The sequence below is a fragment of the Enteroscipio rubneri genome, from assembly GCF_002899715.1.
Lineage (GTDB): Bacteria > Actinomycetota > Coriobacteriia > Coriobacteriales > Eggerthellaceae > Enteroscipio > Enteroscipio rubneri.
This window is the reverse complement of the sequence record NZ_PPEK01000024.1, coordinates 1-18,773: the sequence shown is the minus strand read 5'-3', so window position 1 is coordinate 18,773 and position 18,773 is coordinate 1. Positions and strand designations below refer to the sequence as shown.

The window sequence follows — 18,773 nt, the reverse complement described above, 5'->3', positions numbered from 1 at the left end:
TATTCCGTGCCGCGCATCGTGCGCGGCCGACGAGCCGGAGGGTCCCGAGAGGGGCCCTTTTCTCGTTTTCGGGCACGGAGGCGCGCTGCCATCCGCATCGCCGAACGGCTATCTTCGGCGGCAGGGCGGCAGGGCTTCAGGCGGGAGCCCTGGGGGATCGGCGCCGCCCGTACCGCTCGGCGGCCCGGTGCTGCCCGCAGAAGGGGACGTATCGATTCCCGTCGAAGGAAAAAATGCTCCAACGAAAGGGTATAATAGAAACGTATATAATTTCGTACGAGCGTGGAGGAGCAGTCTGTGAGCGAAAAGACACAGGGAGCAAAAGAGGTTGCCGAGGAGGCGCTCGGTAACGAAGCGATGTTCGAGCGGTTGATAGAATCATTATCGGGTTCGTCCCGAAGGGATCGTCAAAATGCCGCGGCTGCGTTTGCGATGCTCGCGAAGGATCATGCCGATCGGCTTGTCGACCATGGCAGTGCATTTATAGACGCATTGAATCGCCCTGAAGCGCAAACGCGTTGGGAGTGCCTCGATGTTCTGACGCAGCTTGTCGATCGGGACTCACGCATGTGCGACAAAGCGGTTCCTGGAGCGGAAACGGCTCTATTCGATGAGGAAAGCGGCCCGGTGAGGCTTGCTGCCATGCGCTTTCTCTGCAAGCTCGGTGCGACAACCGAAAACCGTTCGGAGAAGCTGTGGCCGCTCATCGATGAAGGCATTCAATGCTATCATGGCGACTTTGAATTTCAGGATATGCTCGTAGCCGTGATAGATTTTGCCGCGGGCAAGCTTGCCCCGAAGGTGAAAGAGGAGCTGGCTGCTCGCATGGCGTTCGATGCTGCGAATGGGCGTGGGGCTTTGAAGCGGCGCGCGCAGCAGGTGCTCGACAACGTCCAGGCAAGCTAGGCATCATTTTCAGGGGAATTCTGCCCGCTATCCGGGCGCGACTGGAGGGCGGTTGCGCCATGGGCTTCGACCGCGGGTGCGCCATGCCGTCCAACGATAGCGGCGATGCATTCGCGATGGGCCCGGTTGGGTGACGCGATTGTGGAACGATCAAACTGACGCCAAGGAGATACGCTCATGATGCAGAAGAGCAACCGTTTTGCCGACACGCTCGAGGTGGGCGGCACGACCTACACCTACTACCCCGTGGCGGGCGTCCCGGGTTCGAAGACGCTGCCCTATGCGCTGACGGTGCTGCTGGAGAACGTCCTGCGCAACGTCGCGGACCCGGAGGCGGCCGAGGAGCTGGCCGAGCGCATCGTGGCGGCGGGCAATGCGGGCGAGGTGGGCAGCGAGGTGGAGTTCTCGCCGGCGCGCGTGCTGTTTCAGGACTTCACGGGCGTGCCCGTGTTCGTGGACTTCGCCGTCATGCGCGAGGCCTGCGCCCAGCTAGGTGGAGACCCGACGAAGATCAACCCGCAGATCCCGTGCGACCTCGTGATCGACCATTCGGTCATCGCCGACGTGGCTGGCTGCGCGGGCGCGCTCGAGCAGAACATGGAGCTGGAGTTCGCGCGCAACAAGGAACGCTACGACTTCCTGAAATGGTCGCAGCAAAGTTTTGACAACGTGCGCATTGTGCCGCCGGGGGCGGGCATCTGCCATCAGCTGAACATCGAGCAGTTCGCGCACGTAGTTATGACGTCGGATGACGTGGGGGTGGCGCATGCGGACGGCGAGCGTCCGGTGGCGTACTTCGACACGCTCGTGGGCACCGACAGCCATACGCCTACGGCCAACGGCATCGGTGTGCTGGGCTGGGGCGTGGGCGGCATCGAGGCCGAGGCGGCCGCGCTCGGCCAGCCCATCACGACGCTCGTGCCGAAGGTGGTGGGCGTGCGCCTGACCGGCGAGCTGGGCGAGGGCGTCACCGCCATGGACGTGGCCCTGACGTTCGCCCAGATGCTGCGCGCCAAGGGCGTGGTCGGCTGCTTCGTGGAGTGCTTCGGCCCCGGCCTGGCCCACCTGAGCGCCACGCAACGCACGTGCATATCGAACATGACGCCTGAATACGGCAGTACGTGCACGCTGTTCCCCGTGGACGATCAAACGCTCGCGTATCTGCGCCTCACCGGACGTGCCGACGAGCAGGTGGCGCTCGTGGAGGCCTACGCGAAGGCGCAGGGCTTCTGGAACGACCCGGATGCTCCGGCGCGCACGTACGCCGAGGTCGTCGAGTTCGACCTCGGCGCGGTGGAGCGCTCGATCGCCGGGCCTTCACGCCCGCACGACCGCATCCCGCTGGCCGAGGCCCAGGAGCGCTTCCGCGCCGTGTGCGACGAGCGCGGGCTCGACCTGGGGCGGCATGTGGCGGTCGACCTTGACGGCGCGACCTGCGAGCTGACCCACGGCGCGCTGGCTATCGCGGCGGTGACGAGCTGCACGACGGCGACCGACCCCTCCATGATGCTGGCCGCAGGCCTCGTCGCGAAGAAGGCGGCGGAGGCGGGCCTCAAGCCCCGTCCATGGGTGAAGTGCGTGCTCGCGCCGGGCAGCAAGGCCACCGAGCTTCTGCTCGAGCGCGCCGGGCTGCTGGAAGGCCTGCGGGCGCTCGGCTTCTACACCTGCGGCTTCGGATGCATGAGCTGCATCGGCAACTCGGGTCCCATCAGGGCCGAGTTGCACGAAGCGTCCGAGGACATCGAGCTGGCCAGCGTGCTGTCGGGCAACCGCAACTTCGAGGGGCGCATCTCGCCCGACGTTTCGCAGAACTACCTAGCCGCCCCGGCCACGGTCATCGCCTACGCGCTGGCGGGCACGATGGACGTCGACCTCGAGCACGACGTGCTGGGCACGCGCCCGGACGGCACCCCGGTGCACCTCGCCGACATCTGGCCGAGCGACGAGGAGATCGCCGCGCTCGTGGAGAGCCACGTCGACCGCGATCTGTACGAGGAGGGCACGCGGGGCCTGTACGACGGCGACGCGGCGTGGGCTTCGCTGGGAAGCGAGCCGAGTGATACGTTCACCTGGGACGATACGTCCACCTACGTGCGTCGCGCGCCGTACTTCGACGGCATGCGGCGCGAACCCTCGGCTCCCGATCCCATCGTGGGCGCCCGCGCGCTGGCGCTGCTGGGCGACTTCATCACCACCGACCACATCTCGCCCGCAGGCTCCATCGCCCCCGACTCGCCCGCGGCCCGCTACCTGGAGGAGCGCGGCGTGGCGCCGGCCGACTTCAACACGTATGGTGCCCGGCGCGGCAACCACGAGGTGATGATGCGCGGCACGTTCGCGAACGTGAAGCTGCAGAACAAGCTGGCCGAGGGAAAGAAGGGCGGCTGGACGCGCGACTTCGCCACGGGCGAGGTGGCGCCGCTGTTCGACGCGGCCATGGGCTACGAGACCGCGGGCGAGCCGCTCGTGGTGCTGGCCGGCAAGATGTACGGCAGCGGCTCCTCGCGCGACTGGGCGGCGAAGGGCCCGGCGCTGCTCGGCATCCGCGCCGCGTTCGCCGAGAGCTTCGAGCGCATCCATCGGTCGAACCTCATCGGCATGGGCATCCTGCCGCTGCAGTTCCAGGAGGGCGAGAACGCCGAGAGCCTGGGGCTCGACGGCTCGGAGCGCTTCACGGTTGAGCCCGTCGATTTCTCGCAAGGGCTGCCCGAGCCGCGCGTGGTGGACGTGACCGCCGAGCGCGCAGACGGCGAGACGGTGGCGTTCCAGGCCGCGGTGCGTGTGGACACGCCCACGGAGGGCCGCTATTACGAGCACGGCGGCATCCTGCCGTACGTCTTGCGCCAGCTTATCGACTGAAACTCCGGGTAATGCGGTTCTGCTGTCTCAGCATGGACACTGCAAACCCCCTTCGCTTCCATTCCGGCGGCCTGCATCGGGACGGGTGACGTAATTTGTAAAGACCAGGTAACGAGGATGATCGGTCGCAGTAGGCGATCGGGCGTTTTGGTGTATAGTAGGTACTTTAATGTCAAGGAAAGACGAAAGGGATGCCGTGGCAAAGCAGACATCCGGCTTTGATGCGCTCATCGATGCGCTCAAGCAATCAGGTGTGAACATGGACGGTCGGTTTGATGCCGACCCGGGGGCTTCCGCCGGGGGATCGGCGAGTGGTGGTGGGGCGCAGCCGCCTCATGTGGATGTGCAGATGGAATTCGGCGATCGTTTGGCGGCATGGGGCAAGAAGGCGTTCATTATCTTGGCCATCGTCATCGTTCTCGTCGGTTTGGCGGCCTATTGGTGGTTTCATCCGCCGATCAACATTCACAGCACGGATACGTGGATGTTCGTCGGGATATTCATCCTGCTGCCGGCTTTCCTCGTTTTTGCGTCGAAATCCCGTGCGTACAAAACGGGCACGGATAAAGTCGAGCCGAACGCGGGCAAAGCGAAGGCGTTCAAGTGGGCTTCGTTCGTGCCGGTGGTTGTCGTGGCGTTTGTGCTGTTGGGCGCTGTCGCGTCGCTGTCGCTGTTTCCCGGCAATGCCGAGAAGTATGCGAGCATGCTGAAGACTACCGAGGACAACTTCGCGCAGGACATCAAAGAGGTCAACTACTCGGAGATCCCCGTTATCGACCGCGACTCGGCCGTGCTGCTGGGCAACCGCGAGATGGGCTCCATCCCCGAGTACGTGAGTCAGTTCGAGATTTCGCCGTTGTACAGCCAGATCAACTACCAGAGTTCCCCCGTGCGTGTGAGCCCGCTGGGGTATGCTGATCTGTTCAAGTGGTTCACGAACCGCGAGGCCGGCATCCCCGCCTACGCGCTCGTGAACATGACGACGCAGGATGCGGAGATCGTTCGGTTGGACGACAATCCCATCCACTACTCCGAGTCCGAGCCGCTTGTGCGCAACATCGACCGCCACGTGCAGCTGAGCTACCCGTTCTATATGTTCGACCAGAAGTCGTTCGAGATCGACGACGAGGGCCATCCGTGGTGGATCTGCCCGGTGCAGTCGCGCACTATCGGCCTGTTTGGCGGCACGACCATCGAGCGTGTGGTCATGGTGGATGCCACGACAGGCGAGACGCAGGACCTGGCCATCGGCGACGTGCCGCAGTGGGTCGACCATGCCTATCCTACCGAGCTGCTGCTTGAGCAGTACAACTGGTCAGGTAAGTACAAGGATGGCTGGCTGAACTCGTGGCTCGGACAGGCTGGCGTGGTGCAGACCACGCCGGGCACCGATGGCAACCTGGGCTACAACTACATTGCCAAGGACGACGACGTATGGGTGTACACGGGCGTGACATCTGCTACGGCGGACAACTCCATCGTGGGCTTCGTGTTGGTGAACCAGCGTACGGCCGAGTCGCATTTCTATCCGGTGGCGGGAGCAACGGAAGAGTCGGCCATGCAATCGGCCGAGGGTCAGGTACAGAACCTGCGATATCAGGCCACGTTCCCGCTGCTTATCAACGTAGCAGGGCAGCCGACGTACTTCATGGCTCTGAAGGATGATGCCGGCCTTGTGAAGCAGTTTGCGATGCTCGACATCCAGCGGTATCAGAACGTAGCGGTGGGCAACACTGTGGAGGAAACCCAGAAGTCCTACCTGGCGCTGCTTGCGACGAATGGCGTGGTGTCGGAGGATGCAGAGGCGCTCGATTCGCGCGATGCCAGCGGTGCGATCAGCCACATTGCAACGGCCGTTATCGAGGGCAACACTCACTTCTACGTGCAGTTGGAAGGCAATGACGCTGTGTACGATTTTGCTCTACCGGGTCTTCTTGAGATCGTAGGCTACCGGGAGGGCGACCCGATTGCGTTCAGCTATATAGAAGGCGATCCGGTCAACACAGTCGACGTTATCAAGTCGTCGGATGCCGAAAGCGGCGACAAGGTCGCCGATGAAGCCGATGCAACAGCGGATTCGCAGGGCAACGCCGCCTAGCCTGTTTTAGGCAGGGACGCAGGAACGAGGGGCCTCGCTTCGGCGAGGCCCCTCGCAGTCTGCGCATGATCCCGAAGGATTCTCGGTGTGCTTCCGGGTTTTATCGGCAAAACGGTTGACATGATTCGATACCGTGGCAAAATAGAGAAGCTGCTGTGACGAGCGGCATGCACATACCGATTGTTCCGCTGCCCAAGACAGCTGGCACCGAAAGGTTTAATCGCACGCAGTGCGGCCCGCCGAGGTGGTCATGAGAAGCATATGCGCTTTGACGACCCCCGCTGTCTTCAGACGGCAGGGGTCGTTTCCTGTTCTCAAGGTGGCGATTCCACCCGCCGGGGCGGAACACGAGCTTGAGAAGAAGGAGGTGTACAATATGCCCAATGTGAAGAACCAAGAGACCCTGGTCAAGATCAAGGAGGATCTGAACGGCGCTTCCGCTGTTTGGGTCGTGGATTACTGCGGTCTGAGCGTGAAGGATATTCAGGCGCTGCGCAGAGAGATTCGCGAGGCTGGCGCCAGCATGAAGGTGTACAAGAACTCGCTCGTGCACATCGCCCTTGCCGAGTCCGAACTGCCTACGCTGGACGACATGCTGGCAGGTCCGAGCGCGTTCGTGTTTGCAGGCGAGGACGTGGCTGCGGCTGCAAAGGCCGTCAAGAATTTTGCAAAGACCAATCAGAATTTGGAGATCAAAGGCGGTTTGATGGAAGGCGCGGCTGTAACGGCCGCCGAGGTGGAAGCTATCGCTTCGCTTCCTTCCCGCGAGGAGCTCATCGCTCAGATTGCCGGCGCCATCTCCGGTGTTGCCCGCGGCCTGGCCGTGTCGATCAACGGCGTGCCGAGCGGCTTGGCCCAGGTTGCGAAGGCTGTGGCCAACCAGAAAGAAGCTGCATAGCCGCAGCGATGGTGGCGTGAAAAACGTCGCCTAACGATACAAGATACGAGGCCGGATGCGATTCGGCCCATGCGAAAGGAAACGAACATGGCTGTTACTCGTGAAGAGATCATCGAGGCCCTGAAGGAAATGTCTCTGCTTGAGGCTTCTGAGCTGGTCAAGGACATCGAGGAGACCTTCGGCGTCTCCGCTGCCGCCCCCGTGGCCGTGGCCGCCGCCGCTCCTGCCGAGGGTGGCGCCGCCGCCGAGGAGAAGACCGACTTCGATGTCGTGCTCGAGGGCTTTGGCGACAACAAGATCGCCGTCATCAAGGTCGTTCGTGAGATCACGGGCCTGGGCCTGAAGGAGGCCAAGGAGGCTGTCGAGGGTGCGCCGAAGGCTATCCAGGAGGGCGTTGCCAAGGACAAGGCCGAGGAGATCAAGGCCAAGCTCGAAGAAGCAGGCGCTGCCGTCACCTTGAAGTAGCTCGGGTTTGACGGCCTGACGGCCGTAGAACCTGTCGAGGTTGGAGGGGTCTCGAGGCGCCCGATCTCGTTCCGGTCATGCTCGCCCTTATGGGCGCTGCATGGCAGGACGATTTCGGGAATCTCGAGGCCCCTCGCTTTTTTCTTGCATTGCTTCGGGGGATTCTTTGGATGCGCATACGGTTTCGTGCGCGCGGCACGACGAACGGATCGCTGACGGAATGGCAACGGTTTATGCGCGGTGAGCGATGTGTACGTATAGTTGAACGCGCGAACAGAAGGGCTGCGCGCTGACGCGGCCGAATGGGATTGGAGAGCCGCCATGCAGAGAGGGTATTTCAATGCCGCTTGGCATGATATCAAGAGTTCACCTGGTTGGCTTGGCAAGCTGGTCCTGCTGTCGCTTGTGGGCTTGATCCCCGTCTTTGGATGGATCGTAGTATACGGGTATGTATACGGCTGGGCGCGCGATATCGCCTGGGGCGTGCGCGCACCGCTTCCCGCTCGCATCTTCGGCAACGAGGACGGCAAGCTGTATAGCCGCGGGTTCTTCGCGCTCGTGATCGCGTTCGTTTGCGCGCTCGTGCCGGGCGTTGTGAGTGCGATCGGCGGCATTGTGACCGGTGCGGGGCTGTTCGGATTCGGTTGGACGCTTCACGAGGGCTCTGTCTGGCTTCCGTTCGGGCTAGCATCAGGACTTATCGGCTTGCTGCTCTCGGTAGTCTCAGTTGCATTGACCGTGCTGGTCACGATCTTCCAATGGGTTGGCACGATGCGCATGAGTGTGTACGGCCGGCTTTCCGCAGGGTTCCAGATCGGACGGCTATGGGCGATGATTCGCCATGATTTCGGGGGATTGATCCGCATTTTGGGCATGGCGATCGTGCTGTTTCTTGCAACGGGGGCGGTTGTCGGCCTGCTCTCTCTTGTGTTCATGCTCATCGTCTTTTTCACGGCTGCGCTTGCTGCGGTCGGTTTTCTTGCGTCTCCGTTCGAGGCCGCCGCTCTGAGCGCGACGGCGGGGACCGCGGTTGTGGTCGTAGGGTTAGCGCTCGTGGGCATCGTGTCGCTCGCTCTGTCCGTCTTCATCAGTATGATGGTAGCCCGTGCGATGGGCTACTGGATGCGCCAGTTCGACGTCCCCGCTTGGCGCGGGCAGGATGATCCGATGCCGTTCGAGCTGGCGGGCGGAGCGTATACGACGGGTCCTCGCACGCCGTTCCGCTGATCTGGCTAGCCAGTTCGCTGGTGTCGAGCGGATACTCGTTTGGCAAGAAACCTTGCGCGTCATTGAGCGGATACCGCTTGCCAGCACGTGGAGCCGAAATTCGTCGGCTTGGATGCGGCAAGACGGATCGGACTCGCACGCTCCAGTCTTGACGTTTTAGATGAACAGCGCATCCTGCTTGCTGTGGAGCAAGAGGGAACGTTGGGGTCCGTCGGTAATCACGTCATCCGGTCCGATTGTGCTGTCAAGCAGGGGCGAATACGGATCATGTTGGCGGTAGTTTTCGAGCGATTTCGTTGCGCTTGTGTTCGCGTAACAGTAGAGACAGCTGCTTGGGCAGGTGTCGTACGCGCCGATATCGCGGCTTTCAAAGCAACGGCAGCCGGGTTTCAAACCCTTGTGTTTGAGTGTTCTGAATTGGCAGTTATTAGCGCGTCCAAGGGTGGCGAGGGTCGCGCATCCTTTGCGCTCGATACCGAATGCTCGATAGTCGCCCGTTTCGCAGCACGCTTGGAGGGCGAGCCCATGCGACGCCGCGATCGATCCGAGGCTTTGCGCGAGTGCGGTCTTGCCGTTGCGGTCGAGTGGGACGAAGCCCGGCAAAGATTTTTTCAACCGTTCGTACTGTTCGACAAATCCGAAAATACAGCGATCGACATGTCCGGCCACTTGGGCGGCTATACGATCGAAGGTCTCTGCATGCACCTCGGCAGTGTAGGCGTCGGTGAGCAGTACGGGCTCGTAGCGCCATACAACACGCTCGGAGCCGACGATGCGAGAGAGTTCGAGAAGGGTTTGAATGCTGGTGTCGATGTCGGGTATATTCGGCTCGATGTCGGTTCCATATGCGGTAATTGAGTAGAAGCAGTACACGCCATACCGCTCGACAATGTCATGCATGTGAGGCAGGATAGGTCGGTAATCCTTCGAGCAGAAGACGATGCAGTCCACGACGGACGGATCGAGCTGGCAACGGGACACTTTGTGCGGGAACAGCGGATTGCGCACATAGGCTGATCCTTCTTCGAGCCTGTTTAAAAACCATTCTGTGTAGTGGTTGACAATATCGGTCCTTCCCCCCACGTTGACGATCATGGGGCACCTCCCCTTCGGATCATGCCGCCTATCGAGTAAACCCCTCCGAATGCAGCCAGATTTGCCGTCGATGCGTGACCAATAAACTTATAAAAAGAAACACCTGTTCGAAATGTCAAGTATAGTGGACAGATACCGGTGGCGTAAAGCATGAGTTGAAGACGCCGATTTTGCTTATGGCTTGGATCGCGAGGACGCCGGCATATGCGGGGAAGCAGCCCGGCGTCCTCGGCCGCGAAGAGGGACGGGTCCGGGGCGAATGCGGCCCGAAACGCGACGAGGGCCGCCGAAGGCGGCCCTCGAAGGGGAGGGGTCCGGCAGGATCAGGAGAACGTTCCGGCCGGGCAGTCGGTGCGCTTAGGCGAAATCAAGTTCGCCGATAGTCGTTCCCTTGGCGCAAGCTTCTCCAACGAGCTGGCCGAACGTCACGCAGCGTCCGTGGCTGACACCGGGGCAATGCACGGGGTAGTCCTTGCCGAAGAAGTCGCCCTGCACGTTGCCGATGGCGAACAAGCCGGCAATGGGCTCGTCCTCGGCGGTGAGAACCTGGGAATCGGCGTTCACGTGGAGGCCGAACGGGATGGTCAGCGTGGAGCACACGTTCTTCGTCGCGTAGAATGGCGCGGTCTTCACGGGCGCGAGCCACTGTGCGGGCACGTCGAAGTCGATATCCTCGCCTGCGTCGGCCATGCTGTTGTAGCGCTCGACGGTGGCTTTGAACGTGTCGGCCGGGATGTCGAGCTGCTTGGCCAGGTCCTCAAGCGTATCGGCCTTGATCAGCTTGCCGTTGCCCAGCCACTTCTCCATGACGGCATCGAGGCCGTCGGTGAAGCGGTCGAAGCGCTCGGGTTGCTGCTGCATGATGTACTTCTCATAATCCGAGTCGAAGATGGACCACGCGACGTTGCCCGGTGTGTTCATACGGGCGTTCGTCAGCATGGGCTCGAACGGCATCTCGGCACCGTAGCGCTCGCCGTTGGCGTTCACGGCCAGCCAGCTCATGATGAACGAAGTCAGGTTGCACTCGAGCGTATCGAGCGTGAACTGGTGGATCATCGGGGCTGCTTCGCTCTTGGACATGGCGGCGCCGGCCCACATGCCCATGGTTAGGCCGTCGCCGTTATTGAAACCGGCAGGTGCGTAGCAGTTTGAATCAGAACGATTCGAGATGGGGCAGAACGCATCCACCATCTCCTGGTTGCCTCCGATGTCGCCCGTGGCCAGGATGACGCCCTTCGCGGCGTTGTACTGCACGTGCTTGCCGTCCTTCGTGGTTGCGATCACGCCGGTGATGCCGCTGGCTGCATCACCCACGAGTTGTTCGGCGCGTGCCTCGAACACGAATTCGGCACCGTTGTCGACGGCGGAGTTGTACACGAGCTCGCCCAGCGTCACGTTGACTGGCTGGCCGTCGTCGCGGGAGTCGTACTTCTCGCCGCCGCGCACGAACGAAACGGCGTCGGGATAGACGCGCCACTGGTTGGACAGGGTCGACCAGTTGCCGTACTTCGCCGTGCCCGACAGCGCGGGCACCATGCTGACGCCGTTCTTAGAGCCCAGCTCCTCGATGTAGTCGAATACTTCGCCGGAGCGGGACGCCCACACGTAGATGAGGTCGTAGTTCGTGGTCTGATGCGACGCCTGGTGCAAGAAACGAGCGGCAACGCGCGGATCGAGGTCGAAGCCGTTCTGCTTGTGGAAGTTGCTGCCAATATGGCCCACGTCGACGCCGCGCACGGAGAACGAGGTATTACGCTCGATGACCACCGTCTTGGCGCCATTGCGGGCGGCTGCCTCGGCGGCGTTGATGCCCGCAAGGCCCGCGCCTACGATGACGATGTCGTAGTCCTGCGTTTCGGCGATATCGGAGATAGGCTCCGGCGCGACTTCCCACGTATGCTTCGAAGATGCTTCGCCCGACGCCGCACTCGACGAGGACGCCGACGAATCGGACGACTCCGCAGGGCTGCACGCCGGCAGCGCGACGGCTGCAGCCGCAGCTGCGCCCGTGGCGAGCGCGCCCTTCAAAAAGCTTCTGCGATTGATATCCATAGCCATAGGATATCCCCTTCCCGTATGCTCCCTTCCGCGCCCTGGGGCGCGGCTGCGCAGATTCCCCTCTGCGCATGTCGGTCATGGTGAAGGAGTGTCGACACGAGCGCAACGCGTGAAAGACCGTATATCCGAATATCAGCCGACTTCAGTGAGGCTGTCTTCGGGGTCACGCGTTTCGGGTGATATGTTGGAAGAGAGAGGAAACGCCAGGTCGATGAACTCCTGACGACCGTGGACCCCGGCTTTTTGGTAGATATGGCGCACGTGCGTTCCCACGGTGTTCTCGGATATGCTCAGCCGCTCCGCTATCCAAGGCTGCGTGCGCCCGTTCACCAAAAGCGCACCGATCTCCCGTTCGCGCGCGGTGAGGCCGATCTCGTCGAACCAGCCTCCCAGCCGCTCGTCTTGTCCAAAGGAGTCCTCGGCCGACGCCTCTGGAAATGCTGCAGGCCTTCCCGACAGTGCCCACATATCCTCGCTGCCCAGCGTAAGCACAGTCGCAATGACGACAAGGTATCCCACCACGGTCGTTTCCGCAGAGACGAATTCGCTCATCGGCTCCTCGTTGCCCACAAGCGCGATGCCGATGGCAAATCCAAGCACTGTGCACAGTACCGAGAGCATCCGCATCACGGCAATGGTTTTAAGAGGATCGCGTGATTGCGTATGCGCAATCTGCGAGAATGCCACCCAAACAAGGAGGTCGAATGCCGTATAACCGCCGATAATGACGGCTCCCGATACCCAGAACAGATTCGTGCCGAACAAAAACGGCATCATCATGAAACCTGCGATCATGGCCAGAAGGCCGACGCGGTAGACCGTGCTCACGCGTTGGGAAGAGCCGACCACGATGGCGAACATGAGCAGCGCAACCACGCCCCGTGCCACCTGGATGATAATGCCGTATCCAGAACCGCCTCCGACGATCGAGAACGAGACGAGGTGCTGCAGATACCCGAATCCCACCATCACGAGCATGACCGCACACAACAGCGTCATTGACATTCCCAGATGCGATTTCAAATGCGCGCGTACGCCGCGCTGCACAAACGCCGGGCTTTCCAGCCCTTGTCGGTAGACACGCTGATTGGGAGCAACGGAGACGTAGAGCAAACCCGTTGCGAGCGGCAGCAACGCAAAAAACACGGCTGCGGCCTCCGGTATCATGAATAGCAGTGGTGTGTCGATGACGACGGCGCAGGCGAAGCCTCCGGCTACGTAAGGGGCGGCGCTTCGCGCTCCGTCACGGCAGTATGCGCCGCCCCAGGCCAGCTCGAACACGGCCATAAACACGCCGCCGCACGCGCCTCCGACAAGCAGGCTGGGCCAACTCAGATTTACGCTTGCGAGCAGGAACAGCAGCGATCCCATTGTACCCAAGCACGCAGCTGACAGGGGAAACCGTCGTTCGCCGAGCAGCTTGTTGAACGGCGCAGCAGCGCGCAGAGCGAACGAGAACCCAATCGCGCTCACCGCGAAGACGGCCACAACGGCCGCTTCGGCCATGAGCCCGCGTGATCCGGGGCGAACGAAGAACATGCTCATGAACATCGCGTCGAGCCAGGCCCAGAAGAACGCCGATCCGACAATGATCTTGATGCCATCGGTGCCGCGCATTCGCTCCAGCAGCTTCATCGCGCCCCTTCCCCTTCGAAGAGATGATTATATCAGTAAATCGTTAAGCATTAGAACGCGGGATGCGGTTCCATGCCCCAGCCCGGCAGTCACCGCGTTTGCCGAGCGCGTTGCGACGTGCGGCAACGGACGTGTGACGGGGATGCTACGGCTCATCGCTAGTTGGGCTGCGCGCTGCGAACGTCTGGCGAGTGAATCATACACTGACCAGATAGCATATCGGTCAGTGTAAAGGAGTCGCATGGAACGGGTAATCGTGGTGGGCGCCGGAGTGGGCGGCCTGGCATCGGCCATACGTCTGCAGAACGACGGATACGACGTGACGCTGTTCGAGAAGGAGCCCCGAGCTGGCGGCAAGATGAACCGCATCGTCGAAGATGGGTTTACCTTCGATGTGGGCCCGACCATCGTGATGATGCCCGAATTGTACCGCGAGGTGTTCGAGCTTGCCGGTAGGGATCCGGACGACTATATACCCATGGTGGCCGTTGAGCCGCTCATGGACATCAGCTTTTCAGCAGACGAGCGAGTGCGGTTATCGAACAACCTTGCCGACATCACCGCGACTCTCGAGTCGGTGAGCGAACGGGATACTGAAGGCTACCTGCGCTATCTGGGAGTGCTGTACAAGCGCTTCCTCATTGCAAAGAACAACTTTCTGCAGCGCTCGTTTCGCGGCCCCCTCGACTTCTACAACCCAAAGAGCCTCGTAGCGGGTTTGCGCTTGCACACGCTCGGCGACGCCTACTCCTCGGTTTCGCGCTATGTGGCCGACGAGCGGCTACGAAAATCGCTGGCGTTCCAAACTCTCTACATCGGCATTTCGCCCTATGAAGGGCCGTCTCTGTACATGATCATCCCGATGATCGAGCTTCTGTACGGCGTATGGTACATGCCTGGAGGCATGTACACTATGGCGGAGGGCATGGCGCGCCTTTTTCAAGAGCTAGGGGGCGATCTGCGCACCTCGTCTCCGGTGGAGGAGATCGTCGTACGCAGAGGGCGGGCGAAGGGCGTGATCGTGGACGGAGCGTTTTACCCCGCTGACGCCGTGGTGTGCGCAGCCGATTTCCCCTACGCCATGAAGCACTTGGTGAAGGATGAGCGGGCGCGCGGCTCTTACACCGACGAGAAGATAGACTCCATGGACTACTCCTGTTCGTGTTTCATCCTGTACCTCGGACTCGACAAACAGTATCCCGCGGAATCGTTGCATGCCATACGGTTTGCCTCAGATTTCAAGAAAAACGTAACGGACATCTTCGACGAGGGGCGCTTCCCCGACGATCCGTCCTTCTACCTGTACGCGCCCTCTGTCATAGATCCGGCTCTCGCTCCTGAAGGCATGCAGGGTCTCTATGTGCTCGTACCGGTGGCTTGCCTGCCGGAAGAGGGGGCGGACTGGTCTGAGGAGGCAGTGGCGTCTTATCGGGAGCGGGTGCTCGATCTCGTCGAGCGGGAAACGGCCTACGATGACGTTCGGGATCACATCGTGTACGAGAAGCTCTATACCCCCGCTGATTTCGCCGAACGGTTCAATGCGTACCGTGGAGCCACGTTCGGGTTACGCCCAACGCTGCTGCAGAGCAATTACTGGCGCCCGCACAACAAGGCCGAGCATTGCAAGGGCTTGTACTTCTGCGGCAGCAGCACGCATCCTGGCGCGGGCGTTCCCATCGTGCTTCTGAGCGCGCGGCTGGCCGCGGAGGAGCTGCGGCGCGACGACCGGTCGCGGCGCAAGCGGGCAGGCGCAGCGCGCAGGGCAGCCAAGGCATCGGAGGGCTGCATGTCCGGACGGAACAGCTCCGCCGCAGAGGGGCGCGCGTCCGAGGCGGCAGCTCTTGGCAAGGAGGGGTCGCGATGACGATGCTGCGCGATCGGTTCGAGGAGCGTGCCGAGGATTTCGCCTGGTGCGAGCGCGTCATCAAGCGCGGCTCCAACAGCTTTTACCGGGCATTCTCTCAGATGCCAGATAAGAAGCGGCAGAGCGTGTTCGCGATCTACGCCTTTTGCCGCTTCGCTGATGACTGCGTCGACCGTGAGGCAAGTCGGGCGCTTCTGGATGATCTGGCGGTCGAATTCGAACGGTTCTGTGCGGGCGACGCGCCCGATAAGCCGTTATGGCGGGCGCTCGAGGTCGTGTTCGAGACCTTCGACATGGACGAGCGGCCCTTCTTCGACATGCTGGAGGGTCAGAGACGCGATCTCGACTTTCGACAGCCGCAAACGATGGAGGAACTGGAGGACTACGCCTACTACGTGGCGGGTTCGGTTGGTCTCATGCTGCTGCCTTTGCTGCGTGCGGAATCGGCCTCGGATGCATCGCTGCGGGCGAGCGCGGTCGCGCTGGGCGTGGGCATGCAGCTGACGAACATCCTTCGCGATGTGGGAGAGGATTGGGACGCCGGGCGCGTGTATCTGCCCGTATCGGTGCTTGAGCAAGCGGCGTGTCCACTTGAGCGGCTTGCCGAGCGCCGCCCGGACGCGACGTTCGTCAGGGCATGGGAGCTTGTGGCGCGCCGCTCGGAGGAACTCTACCTGCCCATGCAGGACGACGTGCTTCGGCTCGACGACGACAGCCGGCTGCCCACGCTCTCATCGCTGTTTCTGTACCGCGGGATCCTCGGCCGGGTTCGATCGGAGGGCTATTCCTGTCTTGAGCGTAGAGCAACCGTATCCAAGGAACAGGCTGCGCGCCTGATGCAGGAGGCTTCTGCGCTGCTCGCTGTGAAAAGCGCGGCCGCCTCTTGTGGTGTATCGAAGAGCGCTTTCGAGCGGGAAGAGTGTCCACGCGCTCTGGCGCAGGAAGGCAGATGATCGCCGTGGACAATGCCGTCGGCCTGGGCGTATCACTGTTGTACGTGCTCGGAGTGCTGGGCGCTTCGGCCCTGATCGCACGGCTGGGAGCGCCGGCCGAGGCCTCGCGCAAACTCGTGCACATCGCTCTCGGCGGTTGGTGGGTCGTGGCGTGGCTGTGGTTCGCGTCGCCGTGGTGGGCCGCCGCGCTCCCTGCTGTATTCATCGTTGTGAACGCATGGGCTTTTCGAACAGGGGCGCTGTCGTTCATGGCGCGCGACGAGGATGGGGCCACGCCGGGCACGGTGTATTACGCCGTTTCGCTTGCCGTGCTCGCCCTGTTTTCGTTCGGCATCGGCGCTCCGTATGTGGGCGCGCTCGGCGTGTTCTGCATGGCGTTCGGCGACGGTTTCGCGGCCGTGCTGGGCAAGCGCATCGGGCGGCAAGAACTGCCCATGACAGGCGGAAAGACGGTTGCGGGCAGCGTTGTCATGCTCGTTGCGAGCTTCGCTTCGTGCGCGGTTGTGCTGCTGGTTGCAGGCGCGACGGGCTGGGAGGGGCAGGTTCCGGCGTTTATGGCGAATGTGTCGTCCGCCGGGGAAAGGGGCCTTGTAACGATGGGCGGGGTGGGTTTGATCCTGCTCGCAGCGTTCGGACTGGCCGTTGCGGCTACGGTGCTGGAGGCTGTGTCGCCTGCGGGGCTCGATAACCTGAGCGTGCCGTTGGGCGTGACGGGGCTGTACGCGGTCCTGTTCCTACCGACGACGGGTTTCACACCGGCGATCGCGGGCATGCTGTTCTCGGGCGCGGTGGCGCTGTTCGCGCTGCGCGCGCAATTGCTCACCGTACCGGGCGCGCTCGGAGCCGTTGCGGTGGGCGCGCTTGCCTTCGCTTTCGGCGGTTGGCCGCTGTGGCTTTTGCTCATGTGGTTCTTCGGCAGCTCGAATGCGGCGTCGAAGCTCATGCGGTACTGGCGCGGCGCGCGGACGGTGGAGAAGCGCGGCGGCCCGCGCAAGCTGCGGCAAGTGCTGGCGAACAGCGTGCCGTTCCTCGCGTGCGCGCTGGTCTGGGCCGCGACCGGCGAGGCATGGTTCCTCATCGTGTCGGCTGGGGCGCTGGCCGCGAGCACGGCGGACACATGGGCGTCCGAGGTCGGCACGTACAGCAGGAAGCTGCCGGTGAACATCGTGACGCGCAAGCCGATGCAGCGCGGCCTGTCGGGCGGCGTGAGCCCGCTCGGGCTGGCGGCCACCGTCGTGGGTGCGACAACCTCGGCGTTTCTGGCCATGCTGCTGTTCCACGCGTTCGGGTTCGCGGTGCCTACGGGGCCGACGGCGTTCCTGTTCATCATCGCATGCGGCATCGTGGGCTCGCTGGTGGACAGTCTTCTCGGCGTGCTGCTGCAGGCGAAGTACCGCGCGCCAAGGAGCGCAGGGTGCTCGTCTGCTGCTGATGCGGCCTGCGCGCCAGCCGATGGAGATGTCGGTGCGTGCGCACGGGCCCATGCAAATTCGGAGTCGGATTCCGGTATACCCGCCGCGCTCGGCGCCGGCGGAACGGCGATGGCCGGCGAAGCCGTGCTTGCCGACGACTGCTGGCTCGTGGAGGCTGCGCCCTCCCGCGGTGCAGCGGGGTATACGCTCGTATCCGGTTTCGCCTGGATCACGAACGACGCCGTGAACCTGCTGAGCGGCTTTGCCGTGGTGGTTCTCGGGCTGCTGGTGGCACTGCCATAAGAAGGAGCGACGGATCCTTAGCGCGAAAGGGCGCTGGGCACGGTTCCGAATATCGAGCGTTCGGACGCTCTTGGCGCAGTGCGCATGCGGTAAGATGGACGGTGTCGTACGACGACTGCCGGAGGGGGGCGACGGACAACCATGGATGCTGCGAACGACGTCGAAAGCGCCGCTGCAGCGGGTGCGGACGATGGGGCCCGCCCGTCTCCGGACGCCCTCATGCGGTTCTCCGAAGCCGTGCGCGGGTGGTTCCTCGACGCGTTTCCGGCTGGCCCCACGCCCGTGCAGGAGCAGGCTTGGGAGGCGGTGGAGGGCGGCGAGAGCGCGCTCGTCATCGCGCCCACCGGGTCGGGCAAGACGCTGGCAGCGTTCCTGTTCGCGCTCGACGCGCTCATGCGAGAGAAGGCACGCCCCGCTGCCACGAATCCGCCGCGGGGCGTGCGCGTGCTGTACGTGTCGCCACTCAAGGCGCTCGGGGCGGATGTGGAGCGCAACCTGCAGGCGCCGCTCGCGGGCATCGCGCGGCGGCTCGCCGACGAAGGCGCCCCCGCGCCGGCCGTGCGCACGGGCATGCGCACCGGCGACACCACGCCCGACCAGCGCCGGGCCATCCAGCGCAACCCGCCGGACATCCTCATCACCACGCCCGAGTCGCTTTACCTCATGCTCACGTCCAAGGCGCGCGAGGTGCTGCGCGGCGTGGAGACCGTCATCGTGGACGAGGTGCACGCGCTCGCCGGCAACAAGCGCGGCGCGCACCTGGCGCTTAGCTTGGAGCGGTTGGACGACCTGCTGGAACGCCCGGCGCAGCGCATCGGGCTCTCGGCCACGGTTCGCCCACGCGAGGAGGTGGCGCGCTTCCTGGGCGGACCGCACCCCGTGCGCGTGATCGCTGCCGAGGGGCGGCCCGACCTGGACGTGCGCGTGGTGGTGCCCGTGCGCGACATGACGGCCATCCCGGTCTTCCCCGGCGCCGACGCCGGCGGGCTGCGCGCCGGCC

The 18,773-nt window shown here is 63.0% G+C and carries 13 protein-coding genes; 10 read left to right on the top strand and 3 right to left on the bottom strand.

Annotation, left to right across the window (positions count from 1 at the left end):
- The first annotated feature begins 297 nt into the window (after nt 1-297).
- The 6 genes from C2L71_RS11620 to C2L71_RS11595 all read left to right on the top strand — a co-directional run bounded on the left by C2L71_RS11620 (nt 298) and on the right by C2L71_RS11595 (nt 8,453).
- Complete coding sequence (locus tag C2L71_RS11620) at nt 298-906, top strand: hypothetical protein (RefSeq protein ID WP_103265925.1); 609 nt, start codon at nt 298-300, stop codon at nt 904-906.
- Between the two features lie 177 nt (nt 907-1,083).
- Complete coding sequence (gene acnA, locus C2L71_RS11615) at nt 1,084-3,765, top strand: aconitate hydratase AcnA (RefSeq protein WP_103265924.1); 2,682 nt, start codon at nt 1,084-1,086, stop codon at nt 3,763-3,765.
- 259 nt (nt 3,766-4,024) lie between these two features.
- The gene (locus C2L71_RS11610) at nt 4,025-5,863 is read left to right on the top strand and encodes a Tat pathway signal sequence (RefSeq protein WP_239926668.1); all 1,839 of its coding nucleotides are present in this window, start codon (nt 4,025-4,027) and stop codon (nt 5,861-5,863) included.
- Between the two features lie 376 nt (nt 5,864-6,239).
- The gene (gene rplJ / locus C2L71_RS11605) at nt 6,240-6,761 is read left to right on the top strand and encodes a 50S ribosomal protein L10 (protein ID WP_103265922.1); all 522 of its coding nucleotides are present in this window, start codon (nt 6,240-6,242) and stop codon (nt 6,759-6,761) included.
- 87 nt (nt 6,762-6,848) lie between these two features.
- On the top strand, nt 6,849-7,226 hold the full coding sequence (rplL, locus tag C2L71_RS11600; RefSeq protein WP_103265921.1) for a 50S ribosomal protein L7/L12: 378 nt from the start codon (nt 6,849-6,851) through the stop codon (nt 7,224-7,226).
- A gap of 321 nt (nt 7,227-7,547) precedes the next feature.
- Nucleotides 7,548-8,453: a DUF4013 domain-containing protein gene (locus tag C2L71_RS11595; RefSeq protein WP_103265920.1), complete on the top strand. Its 906-nt coding sequence runs from the start codon at nt 7,548-7,550 to the stop codon at nt 8,451-8,453.
- Between the two features lie 156 nt (nt 8,454-8,609).
- Here the strand turns inward: C2L71_RS11595 and C2L71_RS11590 are convergent, their stop codons facing one another.
- The 3 genes from C2L71_RS11590 to C2L71_RS11580 form a co-directional block, all read right to left on the bottom strand.
- The gene (locus C2L71_RS11590) at nt 8,610-9,548 is read right to left on the bottom strand and encodes a DUF1848 domain-containing protein (protein WP_103265919.1); all 939 of its coding nucleotides are present in this window, start codon (nt 9,546-9,548) and stop codon (nt 8,610-8,612) included.
- A gap of 357 nt (nt 9,549-9,905) precedes the next feature.
- Nucleotides 9,906-11,606: an FAD-dependent oxidoreductase gene (locus C2L71_RS11585; protein WP_239926666.1), complete on the bottom strand. Its 1,701-nt coding sequence runs from the start codon at nt 11,604-11,606 to the stop codon at nt 9,906-9,908.
- Nucleotides 11,607-11,738: 132 nt separating this feature from the next.
- The gene (locus C2L71_RS11580; protein WP_103265918.1) at nt 11,739-13,241 is read right to left on the bottom strand and encodes a helix-turn-helix domain-containing protein; all 1,503 of its coding nucleotides are present in this window, start codon (nt 13,239-13,241) and stop codon (nt 11,739-11,741) included.
- Between the two features lie 241 nt (nt 13,242-13,482).
- On the opposite strand from C2L71_RS11580, the gene C2L71_RS11575 reads away from it, so the two are divergent.
- The 4 genes from C2L71_RS11575 to C2L71_RS11560 all read left to right on the top strand — a co-directional run.
- A complete protein-coding gene (locus tag C2L71_RS11575; RefSeq protein ID WP_103265917.1) occupies nt 13,483-15,105 on the top strand; it encodes a phytoene desaturase family protein in 1,623 nt (540 codons plus the stop codon).
- A complete protein-coding gene (locus tag C2L71_RS11570) occupies nt 15,102-16,058 on the top strand; it encodes a phytoene/squalene synthase family protein (RefSeq protein ID WP_103265916.1) in 957 nt (318 codons plus the stop codon). Before C2L71_RS11575 ends, C2L71_RS11570 begins: the two co-directional genes overlap by 4 nt.
- Nucleotides 16,055-17,773, top strand: coding sequence for a DUF92 domain-containing protein (locus C2L71_RS11565; protein WP_103265915.1), 1,719 nt, complete (start codon nt 16,055-16,057; stop codon nt 17,771-17,773). Before C2L71_RS11570 ends, C2L71_RS11565 begins: the two co-directional genes overlap by 4 nt.
- A gap of 141 nt (nt 17,774-17,914) precedes the next feature.
- A partial coding sequence (locus C2L71_RS11560) for a DEAD/DEAH box helicase (RefSeq protein ID WP_129588520.1) occupies nt 17,915-18,773 on the top strand: 859 nt, incomplete at its 3' end.

Excerpts from the sequence above, each read along its gene's own strand:
- acnA (WP_103265924.1), top strand. The coding sequence starts at position 1,084 with ATGATGCAGAAGAGCAACCGTTTTGCCGACACGCTCGAGGTGGGCGGC.
- C2L71_RS11610 (WP_239926668.1), top strand. The coding sequence starts at position 4,025 with ATGGACGGTCGGTTTGATGCCGACCCGGGGGCTTCCGCCGGGGGATCG.
- rplJ (WP_103265922.1), top strand. The coding sequence starts at position 6,240 with ATGCCCAATGTGAAGAACCAAGAGACCCTGGTCAAGATCAAGGAGGAT.
- rplL (WP_103265921.1), top strand. The coding sequence starts at position 6,849 with ATGGCTGTTACTCGTGAAGAGATCATCGAGGCCCTGAAGGAAATGTCT.
- C2L71_RS11595 (WP_103265920.1), top strand. The coding sequence starts at position 7,548 with ATGCAGAGAGGGTATTTCAATGCCGCTTGGCATGATATCAAGAGTTCA.
- C2L71_RS11590 (WP_103265919.1), bottom strand. The coding sequence starts at position 9,548 with ATGATCGTCAACGTGGGGGGAAGGACCGATATTGTCAACCACTACACA.
- C2L71_RS11585 (WP_239926666.1), bottom strand. The coding sequence starts at position 11,606 with ATGGCTATGGATATCAATCGCAGAAGCTTTTTGAAGGGCGCGCTCGCC.
- C2L71_RS11580 (WP_103265918.1), bottom strand. The coding sequence starts at position 13,241 with ATGAAGCTGCTGGAGCGAATGCGCGGCACCGATGGCATCAAGATCATT.
- C2L71_RS11575 (WP_103265917.1), top strand. The coding sequence starts at position 13,483 with ATGGAACGGGTAATCGTGGTGGGCGCCGGAGTGGGCGGCCTGGCATCG.
- C2L71_RS11570 (WP_103265916.1), top strand. The coding sequence starts at position 15,102 with ATGACGATGCTGCGCGATCGGTTCGAGGAGCGTGCCGAGGATTTCGCC.
- C2L71_RS11565 (WP_103265915.1), top strand. The coding sequence starts at position 16,055 with ATGATCGCCGTGGACAATGCCGTCGGCCTGGGCGTATCACTGTTGTAC.